This is a genomic window from Caballeronia sordidicola (genome assembly GCF_000729995.1).
Lineage (GTDB): Bacteria > Pseudomonadota > Gammaproteobacteria > Burkholderiales > Burkholderiaceae > Caballeronia > Caballeronia sordidicola_A.
The window spans coordinates 166,938-183,031 of record NZ_JNFG01000001.1 but is presented as its reverse complement, the minus strand read 5'-3'; the positions used below and the strand labels follow the sequence as shown (position 1 = coordinate 183,031).

The window sequence follows — 16,094 nt, the reverse complement described above, 5'->3', positions numbered from 1 at the left end:
AGACGAGAAGAGATCATCGATAAGCCCTTGAACAAATATCCGTATCCGATTCCGAGCCGCGAAGAAATTCTCGGCGTGTTGCGCACGAGCGAGGCACCGCTCGCCGCGAACGACATCGCCGAAGCTCTGTCGATCAAGCGCCAGGAGCGCGAAGGATTTTTCAAGCGATTGGGAGCCATGGAGCGCGACGGCCAGGTCCGTCTCGACAAACGCGGCTATTACCAACTCACGCATCCCTCGAACTTCGTTGCCGGCCGCGTTCAAGGCCATCGCGACGGCTTCGGCTTCCTGATTCGCGACGACGGCCAGGACGACCTGTTCCTGCCCAACGGCGAAATGCAGAAGGTCATGCACAACGACCGCGTGCTCGCGCGCATTGTCGGGTATGACCGTCGCGGGCGGCCCGAAGGCCATATCGTGGAAGTCACGGACCGTGCGAATAAACGCATCATCGGCCGGCTGATCAGCGAGAACGGCGCGCTGATCCTCGTGCCCGAAGACAAGCGCATCGGCCACGACATCCTGATCACGCAGAATCCGAAGAAGGCGAAAGTGGGGCAGGTGGTCTCGGTGGATCTCACCGACTTCCCGAGCCGCCATTCGCAGCCGCTCGGCCGCGTGGCGGAAGTGATCGGTGACATTGACGATCCGGGCATGGAGATCGAGATCGCGGTGCGCAAATACGGCGTGCCGCACGAGTTCAGCGACCGCGCGCTCGAGCAGGCCTCGAAGCTGCCGGACGAAGTGCGCCCCGTCGATATCCGGCATCGCGTGGATTTGCGCGATGTGCCGCTGGTCACCATTGACGGTGAAGACGCCCGCGACTTTGACGACGCCGTGTTTTGCGAGCCCATGACGGTCGGCCGCGGCACGGGCTTTCGTTTGTTGGTCGCGATTGCCGACGTCTCGCATTACGTGCGCCCGAACGAGGCGCTGGATGTCGATGCGCTCGATCGCAGCACGTCGGTGTATTTTCCGCGCCGCGTGATTCCAATGCTTCCCGAGAAGTTGTCGAACGGGCTGTGCTCGCTGAATCCGCAAGTGGATCGTTGTGTGCTCGTTTGCGACATGGTGATTACCGCGCGTGGCGAGATCAAGGCGTACCAGTTCTATCCGGCGGTAATGCATTCGGCAGCGCGGCTGACTTATACGGAAGTCGCGTCGGTCCTGACCAACACGAAGGGACCGGAAGCCGCGAAGCGCGCCGACCTGTTGCCGCAATTGCAGAACCTGTACGGTGTTTACAAGTCGCTTCACGCAGCGCGTCAGAAGCGCGGCGCGATCGATTTCGATACGACCGAGACGTATATCGTCTGCAACGCGCAGGGCAAGATCGAGCAGATCGTGCCGCGGCATCGCAATGACGCGCATCGGTTGATCGAGGAATGCATGCTGGCCGCGAACGTGTGCGCCGCTGACTTCCTGAAGCGCCACAAACATCCGGGGCTGTATCGCGTGCATGCCGGGCCGACGCCCGAAAAGCTCGAAAACCTGCGGGCGTTCCTGCGTGGCGTGGGGTTGTCGCTGGGTGGCGGCGAGAAACCGCATGCAAGCGATTACGCCGCGCTCATGGCCATGGTCCGCGACCGCCCGGATGCGCAGATGCTGCAGAGCATGGTGCTGCGCTCCATGCAGCAGGCCGTCTACAGTCCGGATAACATCGGCCACTTCGGGCTCGCATATGAAGCGTATGCGCACTTCACGAGCCCGATTCGCCGATACCCCGACTTGCTCACGCATCGTGCGATCTATGCCATCTTGCAGGGCAAGAAGTATCAGCCCGAAGTTGGCCACGACACCACGCTCAGCACGGGCCTGACGAAGGCCGCGCGGGCCATGCAGAAATCCGACGACGAATCGCGCAGCCGTCAGCGCAACAATGTCGCGATCTGGGAAGAGCTCGGGCTGCATTGTTCGTCGAATGAACGCCGTGCGGATGAAGCGTCGCGCGACGTCGAAGCCTGGCTCAAGTGCTATTTCATGCGCGACAAGCTGGGCGAGGAATACGGCGGCATGGTGAACGGCGTGACAACGTTCGGCATCTTCGTGCAACTGGATTCGCTGTTTATCGAAGGGCTGGTGCATATCACCGAGCTCGGCGCCGACTATTTCCAGTACGACGAGGTCAAGAACGAGCTGCGCGGCGAACGCACGGGCATTCGGTACCGGATGTCGGACCGGGTGCGCGTGCAGGTCAGCCGCGTCGATCTGGATTCACGCAAGATCGACTTCCGGCTGGTCCGCGATACGCCCATCAAGCCGCCAGGACGGACCTCAGCGCCTGCCGTCGAGCACTCGGCCATGAACGGCGCGAGTGCGGGTGCCGGGCCGCGTGTGCGGCCATTCCCGTCGGACGAAGGCAGTAGCGTGAATAGCCGGCGGCGCGACCGCGGCGGCAAGAAGGCGGCGGCCCAGGCTTTGGGCAAGGCAGCCGCAGCTGCACTGCCGCCCACTGTTGCCAAGGACGTAGCGGTGGCGAAGAAACGCGGCGCGGCTCCGAAGACGGCGGCCAAGAGTCATCCGCCACGCAAGAAGCGCTGAGGCGCGCGGTCGCGATACAAAGGCGACGAAGGCGACGCGCCTCAGTTTGAAATGCGCGGCCCGATGCATCACGCACCGGGCCGCGTTTCCATTTTGTTTTGTTTGAATACGGTCTGGTCCAGTCATGTCACGTCTCAAAGTTTTGTATGGTTTTCACGCGGTGACCGCACGGGTTCGCGCCGACGCATCGACGATCGAAGAAATTCTCTACGATCCGACCCGCAAGGACCGGCGCATGACCGATTTCCTGCGCACGGCTAAGGAAGCGGGCATTCGCCTGATCGCCGCGGACGAAGCGCGCTTGTGGGGCCTGTCAGGCAACGTCGGCCATCAAGGCGTGGTCGCACGCGCGACCGACATGCCGCTTGCGCAGAACCTGGCGGAACTGCTCGATGGCGTCAGCGGTACGCCCTTGCTGCTGGTGCTGGATGGCGTGACCGACCCGCATAACCTCGGCGCGTGTTTGCGTGTAGCCGATGCCGCCGGCGCGCATGCGGTGATCGCCCCGCGCGATCGTTCGGCCGGACTGAACGCAACCGCGGCGAAGGTGGCGAGCGGCGCCGCCGAAACCGTGCCGTACATCACGGTGACGAATCTGGCGCGTGCGTTGCGCGAGTTGAAGGACGCGGGCGTGTGGGTGATCGGTACGTCGGGCGATGCCACGGCAAGCGTCTATGACACGAAGCTCGATGGTCCGGTAGCGATTGTTGTCGGCGCGGAAGGCGAGGGCATGCGGCGCCTCACCGGCGAAACCTGCGATGAGATCATGAAGATCCCGATGGCGGGCAGCGTCGAGAGTCTGAATGTGTCGGTGGCGAGCGGGATTTGTTTGTTCGAAGCGGTGCGGCAACGGTCGGTGAAGAAGTAAGCGGACGCCATGCGATTCAGCTCCGCTGTCATTTGCGGTATGTGCTGCGCGCTGCTCGCAGCGTGCTCCAGCACCGAGATCAATCGCGGCGCCTATATTGCCGACACGCGTTATCACGCGCCCAGCGCCGACTCGCGTGTACGCTTTCTTGTCATGCATTACACGCAAGGCAACGAAGCGCGATCACTCGCAGTCCTGACGGGTGATGATGTCAGCGTCCATTACGTCGTGCCCGATAATCCACCTGTCAAGAACGGCGAGCCGGTGGTCTATCAGCTCGTACCGGAATCAGAGCGGGCATGGCATGCGGGGCCAAGCGAGTGGCAGGGAACGACGGAGTTGAACGCTGCGTCAATCGGCATTGAAAACGTCAACGTGGGTCCTATCGATACACCGCAGGGACGCACCTGGCAACCGTATCCGCCGGCGCAGGTCGATGCGCTCGTGAAGCTCGCGAAGGACATTGTCACGCGCTACAAGATTCCGCCCACGCGCGTGGTGGGTCATAGCGACATCGCGCCGCAACGCAAGACCGATCCAGGTCCAGCATTCCCCTGGCGCGCGCTTTACGACAACGGTATTGGCGCCTGGCCGGATGATGCAACGGTGGCGCAACATCTCGCCGGACGCGATCCCAAGTCGCTGGTCGACGTAGCCGCCTTGCAGCAAAAACTCCAGCGATACGGCTATGACGTCGCCACCGGCGGCGTGCTCGACGACAAGACTCGCCGCGTGATTGCCGCATTCCAGATGCACTTTCGAGCCGCCGATTACGCGGGCAACCCCGACGCAGAAACAGATGCAATCGCGGCTGCGCTGCTCGATAAATACTTCCCTTGAAGGCCGTTCGCGCCCATGTCCGATCTTTACCTGCCGCTGCGCTTCGCGCATATGACTTGCGCGGCGCTCAGCATCCTTTGCTTTGTCATTCGCTATATATGGATGCTGCGTGAATCGACACTGCTGCGAAACCGCGTGGTGAAGATCGTGCCGCATATCGTGGATACATTGCTGCTCTTGAGCGCTATCGGGTTGGTGGGAATGATTGGCTTTGGACCGAACGCGGCATGGTTGTCGGCTAAGATTGCCGGGCTGATCGTGTATATCGTGCTGGGTATTTTTGCGCTCAAACGCGGTCGCACGAAGGGCACGCGAGCGGTGTTCGGCCTGCTCGCAATATTTGTGTTTGCGTTTATTGCGTCTGTGGCGCGCACGCATAATCCGATTGGATTTTTCATGCACGTCTGAGCGGATGACGCGGCCGCCGCCCTGAAAACGCTTGGCTGCCGGGCTCAGCTAGAATTGAGGTTTCCCCCTTTCGTTGTCACCCTCGCCATGACCCAAGACGAACTGAAGCAACTGGTTGCCGCCGAAGCGGCCGCCTATGTCCACGCCAACGTACCCGAGGGCGCAGTGATCGGCGTCGGCACGGGCACGACGGCGAATTGTTTTATCGATGCCATCGCCAGCACGAAGTCGCGGTACCGCGGGGCGGTATCGAGCTCGCTGGCCAGTACCGCTCGACTCGAAGCGCATGGATTCAAGGTGCTGGAGTTGAACGAGATCGAATCGTTGCCCGTGTACGTGGACGGCGCCGACGAAATCGATCCGCACGGCGCGATGATCAAGGGCGGCGGCGGGGCGCTGACGCGCGAGAAGATCGTGGCGTCGGTGGCGGACGTGTTTGTCTGTATCGCGGACGCAAGCAAGCGCGTCGAGGTGCTTGGGACGTTCCCCTTACCCATTGAAGTGGTGCCGATGGCGCGCACGGCGATCGGGCGGCGCATCACCGCATTGGGCGGTGTCCCGGTGCTGCGCGTGAAGCAGGACGGCTCGCCGTTTATCACCGACAACGGCAACGAGATCATCGACGTGAAGACGCTGAAGATCGCCGATCCGCTCGCGCTTGAAGCGCAACTCAACGCATGGCCGGGCGTGGTGACGGTGGGCTTGTTCGCCGCGCGCGGAGCGAATGTATGTTTGCTTGGAACGCCGGGTGGTGTGGAGCGGATCGATTACGCGCAGCGCTAACGGCTTGCAGTGAATTTAGAAAAGCGCGGAGGCTTTCAAGCCGGCCGCGCTTTTTTTTGGTGCGCAATTCGCTGCGCACCATAAGTCTGTTTTGATTGTGGCTCCACGCGCAGATTCCGTGCACTGACCGTTCCTGTTTAGTAGGTGATTACTAAGATATCTCCGATCGAGAAGAACGGGCGCTCAGTCAAAATAAGCCAGTCCCTAGAGCAACACGCTCTAAGTCCACCCGATTGCGCGAGCGCGAACATTCTGTCTGCGTTAGAAAGCGTAATAGCTTGTATAGCCGCTGATGCGTGGGTGTGACGTCAAAGGTCTTAACAATAAGGGAGTTCGGCGATGCAAACCAATCTTCGCAAGACGCTCGACGCGTCTTACTCACGGCTCAAGCACGTAGAGCCATCACCCACGGCATTTGCAGGCAACTACGCGTTGTGCCTCGGCATGATCATGGGCGGCCAGACCTGCAAGGGGATGTCGGCGCAGGAAGCAGAAAGTGAACGTGCTTACTTGGCTATGCTTGCCGCCCTCTACGAGATCCAACTTGCCATGCCGCGCAATTTAAGCAAGCGTTGAAGCCGTCAGGCAAATAGGTTATCGAAAAGCCCGGCATTGCATGTATCAAGACTTTTCAATCTTTAACCGATTCATTCAATTTTTCTTTGCGTCTGTTTCGGTCTTTGCCTGAGCATTTCGGTTAGCGATGCCTCGCGAGGGTCAAATCGACATCGACATCGACATCGACATCGACATCGACATCGGCTTTAGGTCCCGGTGCTGTGCCGTCGTTAGAGGCGATCACGGGTTTGCCTGCTGCCATCGATTCAACGATCACAAGACCCAACGGGTCCGGTTGCGTGGATGCATGCTCGACCACGTCCATGGTGTTCATCCATGACGCTGCGCCGTGTTGAAATCCCGCGAAGTGCACACGCTCCTCAATACCAAGCGCTCTGGCTTGTGCTCTTAGACTCTGTGCGTAGTCGGTCTCGTCGAAGAGTGCATCGCCGACAAGAACAAAATGGGCGTCCGGCACGCGTGCAATCGCATCGAGTGCTACATGCTGACCCTTCCATGCCGTGAAGCGACCGAACAGGCCGACGACAAAAGCGTTCGTGGGAAGCCCAAGCGCTGCACGGCGCTCATTAATTGGCATGGCCGCTTGCTCTGTGTTGCCTCGAGAATTCGATAACGACGCAATGGCGGTATCCGCGCGTTGCGGCGCGGATTCGCGTGCGTTGGCGGCCGTTGCCGCACCTTAATCGCGCACAGCGTGATTGATGGAATTGATAAGCAGGCTGCCGATTTCCTGGGCATCGATGACAGGGCGGTGCGAAAAGTCGAATGACCGATGGGAAAATCCTGCGCCGGCGCAGGTGCCGACCGTGGGCAAGCGGACACAGCGTTCATTATTCGCGTGCGATGGTCGAAGTGTGTGGGCATGCGCACGAAAGCGTGGAGTGACTATCTTTAAACTCGTTTTATCGGCAGCAAAGGCTGCGGCAGACGGGTTTCATCATGAAAGTGGCTATTGTTCACGACTGGCTGGTGACGTCGGGCGGTGCGGAGAAGGTGCTGGAGCAGATGATTGCGTGCTTTCCGCAGGCAGATATCTTCAGTCTGGTGGACTTCCTCGAAGATCGCTCCATTGTTCATAACAAGCCAGTGAAGACTTCCTTCATTCAGAGGCTCCCCTACGCGAAGAAAAAGTATCGGGGGTATTTGCCGCTGATGCCGCTTGCTATCGAACAGTTCGACTTATCCGGCTATGACCTTGTGCTCTCGAGTTCACATGCGGTGGCGAAGGGCGTGCTGGTTGGGCCTGACCAGACCCATGTGAGCTATGTGCATTCACCCATTCGTTACGCTTGGGATTTGCAACATCAGTATTTGCGTGAGGCGCGTCTTGAGCACGGACCGCGGTCTTGGGCTGCCCGCATGCTGCTGCATTACCTGCGGAACTGGGATTCGCGCTCGGCTAACGGCGTGGACCGCATGATCGCGAATTCGCAGTTCGTGGCGCGCCGGATCATGAAGAGCTACAGGCGCGAGGCAGCGGTCATTGCACCGCCGGTTGATGTCCAGGCATTCGAGGTGGGTGACAAGAAGGACGACTTTTATTTGACGGCTTCGCGGATGGTGCCCTACAAGCGTATCGATATGATCGTGGAAGCGTTTGCTTCGATGCCCGATCGCAAGCTGGTGGTGATTGGCGATGGTCCGCAGATGGATCTGGTGCGGTCGAAGGCTACACCCAATGTGAGTATTTTGGGGTATCAGTCGTTCGAGGTCTTGAAGGATCATATGCAACGCGCCAAGGCGTTTGTGTATGCCGCGGAAGAGGATTTTGGCATTGCCATAGTGGAAGCGCAGGCATGTGGCACACCGGTGATTGCTTATGGCAAGGGTGGGGCGCTGGAGTCCGTGGTTCCGCTCGGCTCGCCGGGGGCTACGGGTTTGCATTTCATGAGCCAGACAACGGCCTCATTGCGTGATGCCGTGGAGCGGTTCGAGGATTGCTCGCATGCCTTTACGATCGCTGCGTGCCGCAGGAATGCGGAGCGCTTCGGTGCTGCTGATTTCCGTCGCCGGTTTGTGGTTGAGGTGTTGAACGCGATGGCCAAGGCCGGTCCTAGCCGGGAAAGCGAGCTGACGAGCGTTATGCCGCCGTCGTATGTCAAGCTCACATAGAGCGGCGGTTATTCGTCCGCACCGGTCGACGGGTTTGGGTGCTGGCGGTTTCGGGCGTAGTGGTCGGGGTTGATGCCGGGTTGCCAGGTTTTGGGGTTGGCGGTCGAGGTCAGTGCCGGGTTGCTGCTTTCGGCCATCGATCGCGGTTCGGCGACGAGCAAACGAAGCAAAGAAGAAGCAAAGAAAACGTTTTCAAAACGCGGGCGCGTCAGTGTCTACAGCGTGCGGTTTTCATACATGGGTAAGCTTGCGAAGCCCTTCGATCGATGTATCGAACGGATGCGTTATTGAAAGCAAAGGCCGCGTGCCACTGCGTGAAGCCCGCAAAACAGTCGTGTTCTGAAGCGCCATTGCCACGGGCGTTTTCGCAGAAAGACCAAGCGTCGAACCGAGTCCATCGCCCACCTGCTGCGTACCCAACCGCTTGATGCCCTTGGCTGGGGGGAACGCAATCGGACGATCAAGCGGGCTTGCTCGCCAATGAACGCAATGGCGCCGAAGATTGGCTGGTTGAAGCGGCGGTCAACCAGATCCGGATCGTCCGCGCCCGCAAAAAATGCACGACGTACAAAGGCACCCTCCAGCGGCAATGAGCAACGTGGTCTTGGCTTGAACGAGCTGCGAGGATACAAGTGCCATATCGATGATATGCACATTGCCTCCGGTCCCCGCGTGGCTGATCGAAAAATCCTGGGTCTTGTTCAGCCGGGGCAACATAGATTTCAGAGTTGACTTGGCTTCCCGTTGCAGCGAATCAGCCTGATTCGCCAATAGCGCCCAGGGGTCGCATCGAGACACGAGCGCCCAGCACCTGAGGCCATGGCCTGGTTCCTTCACTCCTGCACCATGTCCCGTGTTCAGTGAACCGCTTCAGCCTGATGCAGACGCGGCAGCAGCCGGTCGAATTCACGCTTGACAATGCCGTAGCATTCACATGCACGCGACTCGAGGCCTTCGCGATCCAGAACCTTGATGCAACCACGGCTGTGATGGATCAGTCCGGCATCGTGAAGCTTGCCTGCAGCTTCTGTCACGCCTTCACGTCGCACGCCCAGCATGTCCGCAATCAACTGCTGCGTGACTTGCAACTCGTTCGACGAGGTGCGATCGATTTCGATGAGAAGCCAGCGGCACAGTTGCTTGTTGAGCGAGTGGTGGCGGTTGCATGCTGCTGTTTGCGCAACTTGCGTGAGGAGAGCTTGCATGTACAGCAGCATCAGGCGGCGCAGGAAGTCAGAGCGGCCAAACTGTTCACGCAGTGCGGATGCGCTCATGCGATAAGCGAAGCCCGGGCATTGCACCTGGACGCGCGTCGGCATGGTTTCGCCGCCAGTCAGTACCGGCACGCCGGTCATGCCTTCACGGCCGACTGCTGCGATCTCCACGGAACCGCCGTCTTCCATCGTATGCAGCAGGGAGATGATGGCGGTGGTGGGGAAATACACGTGATGAATGCGTTGTCCCGAATCGCACAGCAATTGGTCGGTGCGAAGTTGAACCAGTTCAAGATGGGGCGTGAGGGCTTGCCATTCGTGTGCGGGAAGCGCACCCAACAAATGATTACCGTGCAGGTCGGACTGAAGGGTCAGCATGATGTTCTTCTCTCGTAACTTTGCGCATTGCGCCTTACTTGTTATTTACCGGTCAGCGATTCGTTTCGCGGGTGCATCTGACGGCATCCATCAAAACGTGTCGCGACCAGCCCCGTAAGCAACTCGGCAGCGTCGATTAGTTAAATTCGTATTTCGACGCTGCCGGTGCTGCGAGACTCATTTAGCGAGGACCGTGCCAGCAATGCGATATCTCAATGCCATCATGGCGTCGTGCTTCAGGCGCGATGAGCGCGAATCAGCAGATGGATATTTTTGTTTCACTCTTGAACATGGCGTCAGTAGACAGACGCTATTGATGCGATTGATGCAGTCCATGCTTTCGTCTGCGCAATGCCTTGCTGGTGGCCCATTCGAGTTTTTTTCCAGACGTGCAAAGTGGGCCCGTGAGCTTGTGCGTTGAGGGGGGGAGGCACCATTCGTCGGTTGTTTTAAAATTGATTCAGAACTGTTCTATCAACTTGGTGCGCTAGCGAACGCATTTGCTTCGCAGCACCGCTTGACACGCTTATACGGCCTGATGGAACGCGTCTCGTCTTGGTCAGCATCGCCTTCTAATCGCGCTGGCAATAAATTGAAAACGTTGCGTTCAGTGCACGAACCTCGTCTTCTGGCGGATGAGACGCGCTGCGCTGGCGACCAATCAGCGGAATACGGCGTTCGTGGCGCGGTGAAAGATGGAACCAGTCGAGCGTCGCGCGATAGCGCGGATCGACAATATGAACGCAGCGTGTCAAACGTTTGGCGCCCACTACCAGCGCGCAGTTCTCGCTGCCGGTTTGCTTCACGCGAACCTCGAGTCCGAGTTCGTGGCGCTGCGTGAAGGCGCGCTCGGGGAAGTGAAATGCTTAGCTCAACACGTCACCGCTGACCTTGTCACGCAAGGTAATCACGGTGGCATCGTGGGCGCGGACCGACTCTGTACGCGTAGGTGAAGTCGAAGAACTGGCCGAGCGGGTCAGAGGCCCGGATACGCGCCGTGCTGAGTGCGGCGAGTGTGACCTCCTTCCACGCACTGGCCACTTTCGTTGCGCCGTCACGAAGGCATGCGAGTTCGAGATGGGCGTAGATGGGCGCGGCAGTCTCGTTGATCAAATGCACAGCGAGGCCGTCAAGGTCCTCGTCGGTAATGAGTGCTGTGATGGGAAGCAAAACCAGCGCGAGGCCGTGCCAAGCGCTTTTGGGCGTTCCCAGGGCATCAATTACACCCAAGCCCGCACCCTGCCGCAGGTCCTGCAACTGCCAGACGATCCCGCCGCGCACGACGAGCGTCTTCGAGCGGCAGGCCAAGCATGGCCCCTTGCTGGTCGGCGTCACTGCCACAGCATTGAACGCCAAGCGAAGGCCGTGTGCGCGACAGGAATTGTTCGGCTTCGCGCTGGACACTGGCCGTGAAGGCCGTATCCGTCGGATAGTCGAAATTCGCAAATCCAAAATCTTGCCAGATCAAACGTCCGTATTCATCCGCCAATGCATAGAAGGCATCGGACTCATAGACCATCGTGCCGCCCACTCGCAAGAGGTTCATGCCGGCGTCACGAGCGGGCTGGAAAAACGTTTGCGCCTGTTCACGCGAACCGCTGAACGATACGAGATCCGCGTGCGTCCAGCATGCGCCGCTCGCAAAAACAGGTACGCCGTTTCAATTTGCTGAAAGCCATCGCCCAACGGGCCGCGGTCAACGCGCAGTTCCCTGAAGCCGATGCGCCCACGCTCGATCACTTCATTGTCAGTAAATTCCAGCGCGACGCGATGCAAGGCCGGTTCACCATGCGTATGCGGGCACCGGCGCGGCGCATCAGGAACGCGCAACGTGCCCGCAAGCGTTTGCGTATCGCGCCGTTGCAGTGTTATTGATGCATCGTTGCAAACAAGTCGAGCCGTCTGTTCGTGTTGCGGATGGACAAACCGGAGCGTCAGTTGGATCAGGCCGTCGTTGCCATCGAGGCTCGAATGCAGGTCCACGCGATCAATCGCCATCCACATGCAGGTCGAGATCGTGCGCGACGAACATCGAATCGGGCGGTTTTGTATTGTCGAGCCAGACTTCCGAAAGTGTTGCAAGTCCGTGCATGCGCAGTCGGCGCAGCCCTTTTTCGCATAGGACCAGTCGATACCAATGGTTATCAAAAGCGAGTACTTGCGGGGTCTGCGGATCGAACGTGCCGGCCTCTCGCCAAGCCGATGCAACCGTGCGCGGCACGGGCGCGGCTAGCCATCCGCGAGCACTCAACGCAGCGGGCGTGGCATAGGCGCCGGCGATGAGCGACTATCTGCTAGCGGATCAGCGCGGCAAGCGGTTCCACGATCTTGTCGTAGGACTCTTCCAGCACGTCGAAACACTCGTGACAGGGGTCCTTCCGGCCACGAGCAATGGCCCGCACCAGCCGGAACTGCATAACCATTGACTCGGTCGCGATGCGTTGCGCGGCTGTTGGCATCGCGTCAGGGATAGCGAAACCACGCTCGCGCATCCAGACGAGGTATCTCGACATGAACTCGAAGTTCGAGCCGAGTTGCCGCATGACGTTGAAGGTGTACAGGTGGAAGTGGTCCGGGCCGCGCTCGAACAACATCTCGAGATGCTCGGGAAAAACCGAACGCCATTGCGCAATCGGATTGCGCGCCGGACGCCGTTGCAAATGCGCCACCAGGAGATCCGCCGATGCTTCCGCCAGCGCCGTGCCGCTCAGCGGCGCCCGGGCGCGCTTGCAGAATTCCACGTAGGGAAACAGCAGCTCGGGACGGCCATCGAGTTCCGGCAGCCGCCGAAACACGCCTTCGTAGTCCTCGCCGTCCAGCACGAAGTAACCCGTGTTGTGGAAATAACCAAGCCGGTGCGAGCGCGGATCGATGTAATCCACGCCGATGGTCGTCTTCGTGTGCTCGCGCCGGTATGACGTGGCGCGCGTATCGGGAAGGTAAAACGCATCGACTTCAGCCAGCACCGTATGGCCGCGCTGGGTCTGCGTGCGCACGCGGTCTTCCAGTGAATCGTAGATGGCCAGTTCCTGGACCTGCAAACCGTAGAGCTTGTCGAGGTCTTCCAGCGGAAACTTGAAGAACGTGAACTGGTCGCCTTCGAAGTCTTGCGTCACCGTAAAGGCAAGCGCTGCGCGCGGATCAAGTCCATAGCCGTGCAGCAGCTCGATCCACAAATCCACGTAGCAGTTTGTTTCCGCCCAGACCCGTTCGCCCTGATGCAGCGAGTGCGACTGGTGTTTGCGCACGCGCAGGGGAGATGGGTGCAGTTGCACGACCCGCGCGCGCTCGCGGCCGGAATCCATCGCGCTGTCGCTATGGACGGCTGTCATGACAGTACCTCGAGGCCGGCGCTGATAGGCGACTGCGTATCGTTCCACAGGAACTCACGCACGTCTGCGGGCCAGGCTTTGACCGACCCGTCTCCGCCGGTGTCGATCTCGATTCCCGCATCGATCAAACGATCGCGCAACGTGATGTCCGGCGCGTGGCAGGTGGACACATCTTGAGCATTGGCGGCTGCGATGGCCGCGTGTTCCGTTAGCGCATTCATGTCCTGGATTTTCCCCGTAGCCGGCGTGCACTGCACAAGCAGCGGGTTCGCCGTGTTCAATTGGATGCGGTCGTTGCTGATCATCAGCGGTGCTGAAAAAAGATCGCGCAGATGACGCCTGACGCTGTAATCGGTGTTGTTCTGGTACCCCCGCCATGCCGCAGATCATCAGCGTCTCCTGTACGACCTGCAACGCAGTCGACGAGATGCTGAGCTTCAGCGTGTTCATGCAACCTGCCGCACGTTTGTTTTGAAGCCTGGAGGCTCATACCGTGTGGCTGGCCTCAGGCTTTTTCTCGCCGCAGTTCGTTATGCGCCGAGTGCGGATCGATTGACCGTATTTAACGAATTGGCAAGGGGTTGGGTCGGTGCGATAGCGCACGGAAATTATGCGATCGGAGACTTAAGGTATGAACATTGAACAAGCCGGTGCTGCCGGCTTTATCTGGAGCAGGGTGGGCACATGAACTGGAAAACACTCGACTTCGAGCAAATCACCGCACGGGAGCTGTATTTGATCCTGCGGGCGCGTAGCGCCGTATTCGTCGTCGAACAGTCCAATGTGCATCTGGACCCGGACGGGCGCGATGAATCGTCCCTCCATGTGTTTGCAGTCGACGACATCTCGCGGCCGATGCCCGTTATGGCCTATGCGCGCTTGCACGAACGCTGCATGGGGCCGGAGGCGTCGAACGTGGTTGTGGTGGACAAGATCCTCACGAGCCCGCTACGGCGCGGCGACGGGACGGCTGCGGCGCTGATTGCACGTGTCCTTGCGGCAGCGGGCGAACGGTGGCCCGGACGTGGTGTGCGCTTGCTGGCGCCGGTGAGCCTGCGCGGATTTTACGAAGCATTCGGATTTCGCAAGGATGAGGGGCCGTTCGTCGAGCGCGGGGTTCGCTTGATTGGGCTGATACGCAAGAGCCGTCATAACGGCCGGATGAACCAGCGTGCCGGCGAAGCGGATTTCGTCGATATGGTCGAAGAAGTGTGAAGTTGTCCAGAACGCAGTCGCGCAAAAAGCACATGAGGTTCCTGAAATACGTATCCGCAAGGGCCTGATGTCGGCATCGGACGTTTCCAAATGACACAGAGGACGCGGGTGCCGTGCATTGCACGAACACGATGCCGACCTCGCCTTCACAGAATTTATCGATGTCGAGTGTTGGTTCGATGAACCTCCCGGTGGTGTCGGTGTATCGCGAATCTATCGATTCGTACTGAATGAAAGAGAAGTAACCAGCAGTAGTCGCTGGTCAAAAGCAGATAGAAAGAAGGGCCCCGGCGCCCCAGGCGCCGCTCAACCTCGAACCCGATCTAGTCATGAAAATCGTTCACCTGGCCACGCATGCGCAATGCATCGGCAACGGCACCGTCAACGCGATGGTCGATCTGGCGTGCATGCAGGCGCGTGCCGGACACGACGTCGTAGTCGCTTCAGCGGGCGGCGCCTTCGAGTCGTTGCTGCGGCGCCATGGCGTCACGCATTCGCTGCTGCACCAGTCGCGCCAGCCCTGGCGCGTGCCGGCCATGATTGCAGGCTTCAGCCGGTTGATCGAGCGCTTCAATCCCGATATCGTGCACGCGCACATGATGACCGGCGCGTTGATCTCGCGCTTCGGCAGCATGCGCCGCCGCTTCGCGCTGGTGACCACCGTCCATCACGATATCCAGAAAAGCGCTTCGCTGGTGCGGTTTGGTGATCGCGTGATCGTGGCGAGTCACGCGGTAGGCGACGCCATGCTGGAATGCGGCGTGCCGGCGGACAGATTGAGTGTAGTGACAAGCGGCACCATCGGTTCCCCGCGTTTTACCGGGCAACAGCCGCCGCGGCCATTGCAGTTGCAGCATCCGAACGTGGTGTGCGTGGCAGCGATGTTCGAGCGCAACGGCATTGCCGACCTGCTGCAAGCGTTTGCGCATGTGCGGCAGACGCAAGACGCGCAGCTTTATCTGGTAGGAGAGGGGACTGATCGAGGCTTGATGGAAAGTCTTGCCGAACAACTTGGCATTGCGAACCATGTTACGTTCACAGGGTTCGTCGCGGATCCCCGTGCGTACCTGGCCGAAGCCGATGTCTTCGTGTTCGCCGCGCATCAGGCACCCGGGCCGCTGGTGATCAGCGAAGCGCGGGAGGCGGGTTGTGCGATCGTCGCAACGAAGGTGGGTGGCGTTCCGGAGATGCTGGAGAACGGCGGTGCGGGGGTGCTCGTGGCGCCCCAGGAACCGATGCAACTGGCAGCCAAGCTGGGATGGTTGCTGATGGATTCGCCGATGCGTGCGCAATATGGCGCGCGTGCGAAGCGAGATCTGGAGCGCTTTTCGGTGCAGCGCGTGTGCACGGAACATCTGGCGGTCTATGAACAAGCAATTTCCCAGTGTGAACACAGACAAAACCGTCCGTCGACACGGCGTGCGCCGGTGGCGTGACGGGTCGTTTGTGTTGCGGAAGATGAAAAGGGCGATCAACTCATCCTGATCGCCCTTTTCAACAAATGCTGTACACGACCGGCCGCGCGATTCGATCACGCCGCGAAGCCGCGTCCGACGGACAGTGAGCCGCAGCAAGGCAATGCCTCGGCGCGCACGGCGATATCCACTTCGTCATTACCGTAGACCAGATGCTCGTCGAGGCGGATCAGCTTGAAGAGTCAGGCAGCGAAGACGGCGCGGTTGATGACCACGGTGTCGTGTTTGTCGCTGGTGCGGCAGGGCTGCGGCTTGAAATCAAGGAACGTGGTTGCGTTTGCATATACACCCGGGGGAGTAACGGTGGCGGAGAAGTGCTTGCGATGGCGGAAATATCAGGGTGGGCATT

The 16,094-nt window shown here is 59.8% G+C and carries 19 protein-coding genes and 1 pseudogene; 10 read left to right on the top strand and 10 right to left on the bottom strand.

The annotated features are described in order from the left end of the window. The first annotated feature begins 27 nt into the window (after positions 1 to 27). The 6 genes from rnr to FH08_RS0100785 all read left to right on the top strand — a co-directional run bounded on the left by rnr (position 28) and on the right by FH08_RS0100785 (position 6,016). Complete coding sequence (gene rnr, locus FH08_RS0100810) at positions 28 to 2,541, top strand: ribonuclease R (protein ID WP_031356484.1); 2,514 nt, start codon at positions 28 to 30, stop codon at positions 2,539 to 2,541. Between the two features lie 124 nt (positions 2,542 to 2,665). After that, positions 2,666 to 3,409 carry a 23S rRNA (guanosine(2251)-2'-O)-methyltransferase RlmB gene (gene rlmB, locus FH08_RS0100805; protein WP_031356483.1) on the top strand — a complete coding sequence of 248 codons (744 nt, stop codon included), beginning with the start codon at positions 2,666 to 2,668 and terminating at the stop codon, positions 3,407 to 3,409. Between the two features lie 9 nt (positions 3,410 to 3,418). Then, positions 3,419 to 4,249 (top strand): N-acetylmuramoyl-L-alanine amidase, encoded by an 831-nt coding sequence (locus FH08_RS0100800; RefSeq protein ID WP_051887596.1) that lies wholly within the window; start codon positions 3,419 to 3,421, stop codon positions 4,247 to 4,249. A 15-nt stretch (positions 4,250 to 4,264) separates the two neighbouring features. Beyond that, a complete protein-coding gene (locus FH08_RS0100795) occupies positions 4,265 to 4,657 on the top strand; it encodes a SirB2 family protein (protein ID WP_031356481.1) in 393 nt (130 codons plus the stop codon). An 87-nt stretch (positions 4,658 to 4,744) separates the two neighbouring features. Beyond that, positions 4,745 to 5,440, top strand: coding sequence for a ribose-5-phosphate isomerase RpiA (rpiA, locus tag FH08_RS0100790; RefSeq protein WP_031356480.1), 696 nt, complete (start codon positions 4,745 to 4,747; stop codon positions 5,438 to 5,440). 339 nt (positions 5,441 to 5,779) lie between these two features. Beyond that, positions 5,780 to 6,016 carry a hypothetical protein gene (locus FH08_RS0100785; RefSeq protein ID WP_031356479.1) on the top strand — a complete coding sequence of 79 codons (237 nt, stop codon included), beginning with the start codon at positions 5,780 to 5,782 and terminating at the stop codon, positions 6,014 to 6,016. A gap of 121 nt (positions 6,017 to 6,137) precedes the next feature. On the opposite strand, the gene FH08_RS0100780 is transcribed toward FH08_RS0100785, so the two are convergent. Continuing rightward, complete coding sequence (locus FH08_RS0100780; protein ID WP_031356478.1) at positions 6,138 to 6,596, bottom strand: glycosyltransferase; 459 nt, start codon at positions 6,594 to 6,596, stop codon at positions 6,138 to 6,140. A 362-nt stretch (positions 6,597 to 6,958) separates the two neighbouring features. On the opposite strand from FH08_RS0100780, the gene FH08_RS0100770 reads away from it, so the two are divergent. Beyond that, positions 6,959 to 8,131: a glycosyltransferase family 4 protein gene (locus FH08_RS0100770; RefSeq protein WP_051887595.1), complete on the top strand. Its 1,173-nt coding sequence runs from the start codon at positions 6,959 to 6,961 to the stop codon at positions 8,129 to 8,131. Between the two features lie 8 nt (positions 8,132 to 8,139). Here the strand turns inward: FH08_RS0100770 and FH08_RS53965 are convergent, their stop codons facing one another. Continuing rightward, positions 8,140 to 8,268, bottom strand: a complete 129-nt coding sequence (locus tag FH08_RS53965; RefSeq protein WP_268810812.1) for a hypothetical protein — start codon at positions 8,266 to 8,268, stop codon at positions 8,140 to 8,142. Positions 8,269 to 8,601: 333 nt separating this feature from the next. On the opposite strand from FH08_RS53965, the gene FH08_RS53960 reads away from it, so the two are divergent. After that, positions 8,602 to 8,724 (top strand): hypothetical protein, encoded by a 123-nt coding sequence (locus FH08_RS53960; RefSeq protein ID WP_268810811.1) that lies wholly within the window; start codon positions 8,602 to 8,604, stop codon positions 8,722 to 8,724. A gap of 264 nt (positions 8,725 to 8,988) precedes the next feature. On the opposite strand, the gene FH08_RS0100755 is transcribed toward FH08_RS53960, so the two are convergent. From FH08_RS0100755 to FH08_RS50150, 8 genes and pseudogenes are all read right to left on the bottom strand, one after another. Next, entirely contained in the window at positions 8,989 to 9,723 is a 735-nt protein-coding gene (locus tag FH08_RS0100755; RefSeq protein ID WP_031356475.1) for a Crp/Fnr family transcriptional regulator, read from the bottom strand. Between the two features lie 572 nt (positions 9,724 to 10,295). Then, entirely contained in the window at positions 10,296 to 10,529 is a 234-nt protein-coding gene (locus FH08_RS49250; RefSeq protein WP_051887593.1) for a hypothetical protein, read from the bottom strand. Between the two features lie 88 nt (positions 10,530 to 10,617). Further along, positions 10,618 to 11,004, bottom strand: coding sequence for a hypothetical protein (locus tag FH08_RS49245; protein ID WP_152602697.1), 387 nt, complete (start codon positions 11,002 to 11,004; stop codon positions 10,618 to 10,620). Next, positions 10,940 to 11,269 (bottom strand): hypothetical protein, encoded by a 330-nt coding sequence (locus FH08_RS51575; protein WP_152602696.1) that lies wholly within the window; start codon positions 11,267 to 11,269, stop codon positions 10,940 to 10,942. Before FH08_RS51575 ends, FH08_RS49245 begins: the two co-directional genes overlap by 65 nt. Beyond that, complete coding sequence (locus tag FH08_RS49240; protein WP_152602695.1) at positions 11,266 to 11,727, bottom strand: hypothetical protein; 462 nt, start codon at positions 11,725 to 11,727, stop codon at positions 11,266 to 11,268. The genes FH08_RS51575 and FH08_RS49240 overlap by 4 nt, the downstream gene beginning before the upstream one ends. Next, entirely contained in the window at positions 11,711 to 11,974 is a 264-nt protein-coding gene (locus tag FH08_RS49235; protein ID WP_152602694.1) for a hypothetical protein, read from the bottom strand. The genes FH08_RS49240 and FH08_RS49235 overlap by 17 nt, the downstream gene beginning before the upstream one ends. A 43-nt stretch (positions 11,975 to 12,017) precedes the next feature. After that, on the bottom strand, positions 12,018 to 13,028 hold the full coding sequence (locus FH08_RS0100745) for a DUF1839 family protein (protein ID WP_235210250.1): 1,011 nt from the start codon (positions 13,026 to 13,028) through the stop codon (positions 12,018 to 12,020). 257 nt (positions 13,029 to 13,285) lie between these two features. Then, positions 13,286 to 13,514: pseudogene (locus FH08_RS50150) on the bottom strand (acyl-CoA dehydrogenase); the annotation flags it as partial. Positions 13,515 to 13,739: 225 nt separating this feature from the next. On the opposite strand from FH08_RS50150, the gene FH08_RS0100735 reads away from it, so the two are divergent. Beyond that, complete coding sequence (locus FH08_RS0100735; protein WP_031356472.1) at positions 13,740 to 14,270, top strand: GNAT family N-acetyltransferase; 531 nt, start codon at positions 13,740 to 13,742, stop codon at positions 14,268 to 14,270. 329 nt (positions 14,271 to 14,599) lie between these two features. Beyond that, a complete protein-coding gene (locus tag FH08_RS0100730; RefSeq protein WP_031356471.1) occupies positions 14,600 to 15,706 on the top strand; it encodes a glycosyltransferase family 4 protein in 1,107 nt (368 codons plus the stop codon). The last annotated feature ends 388 nt before the right edge of the window (positions 15,707 to 16,094 follow it).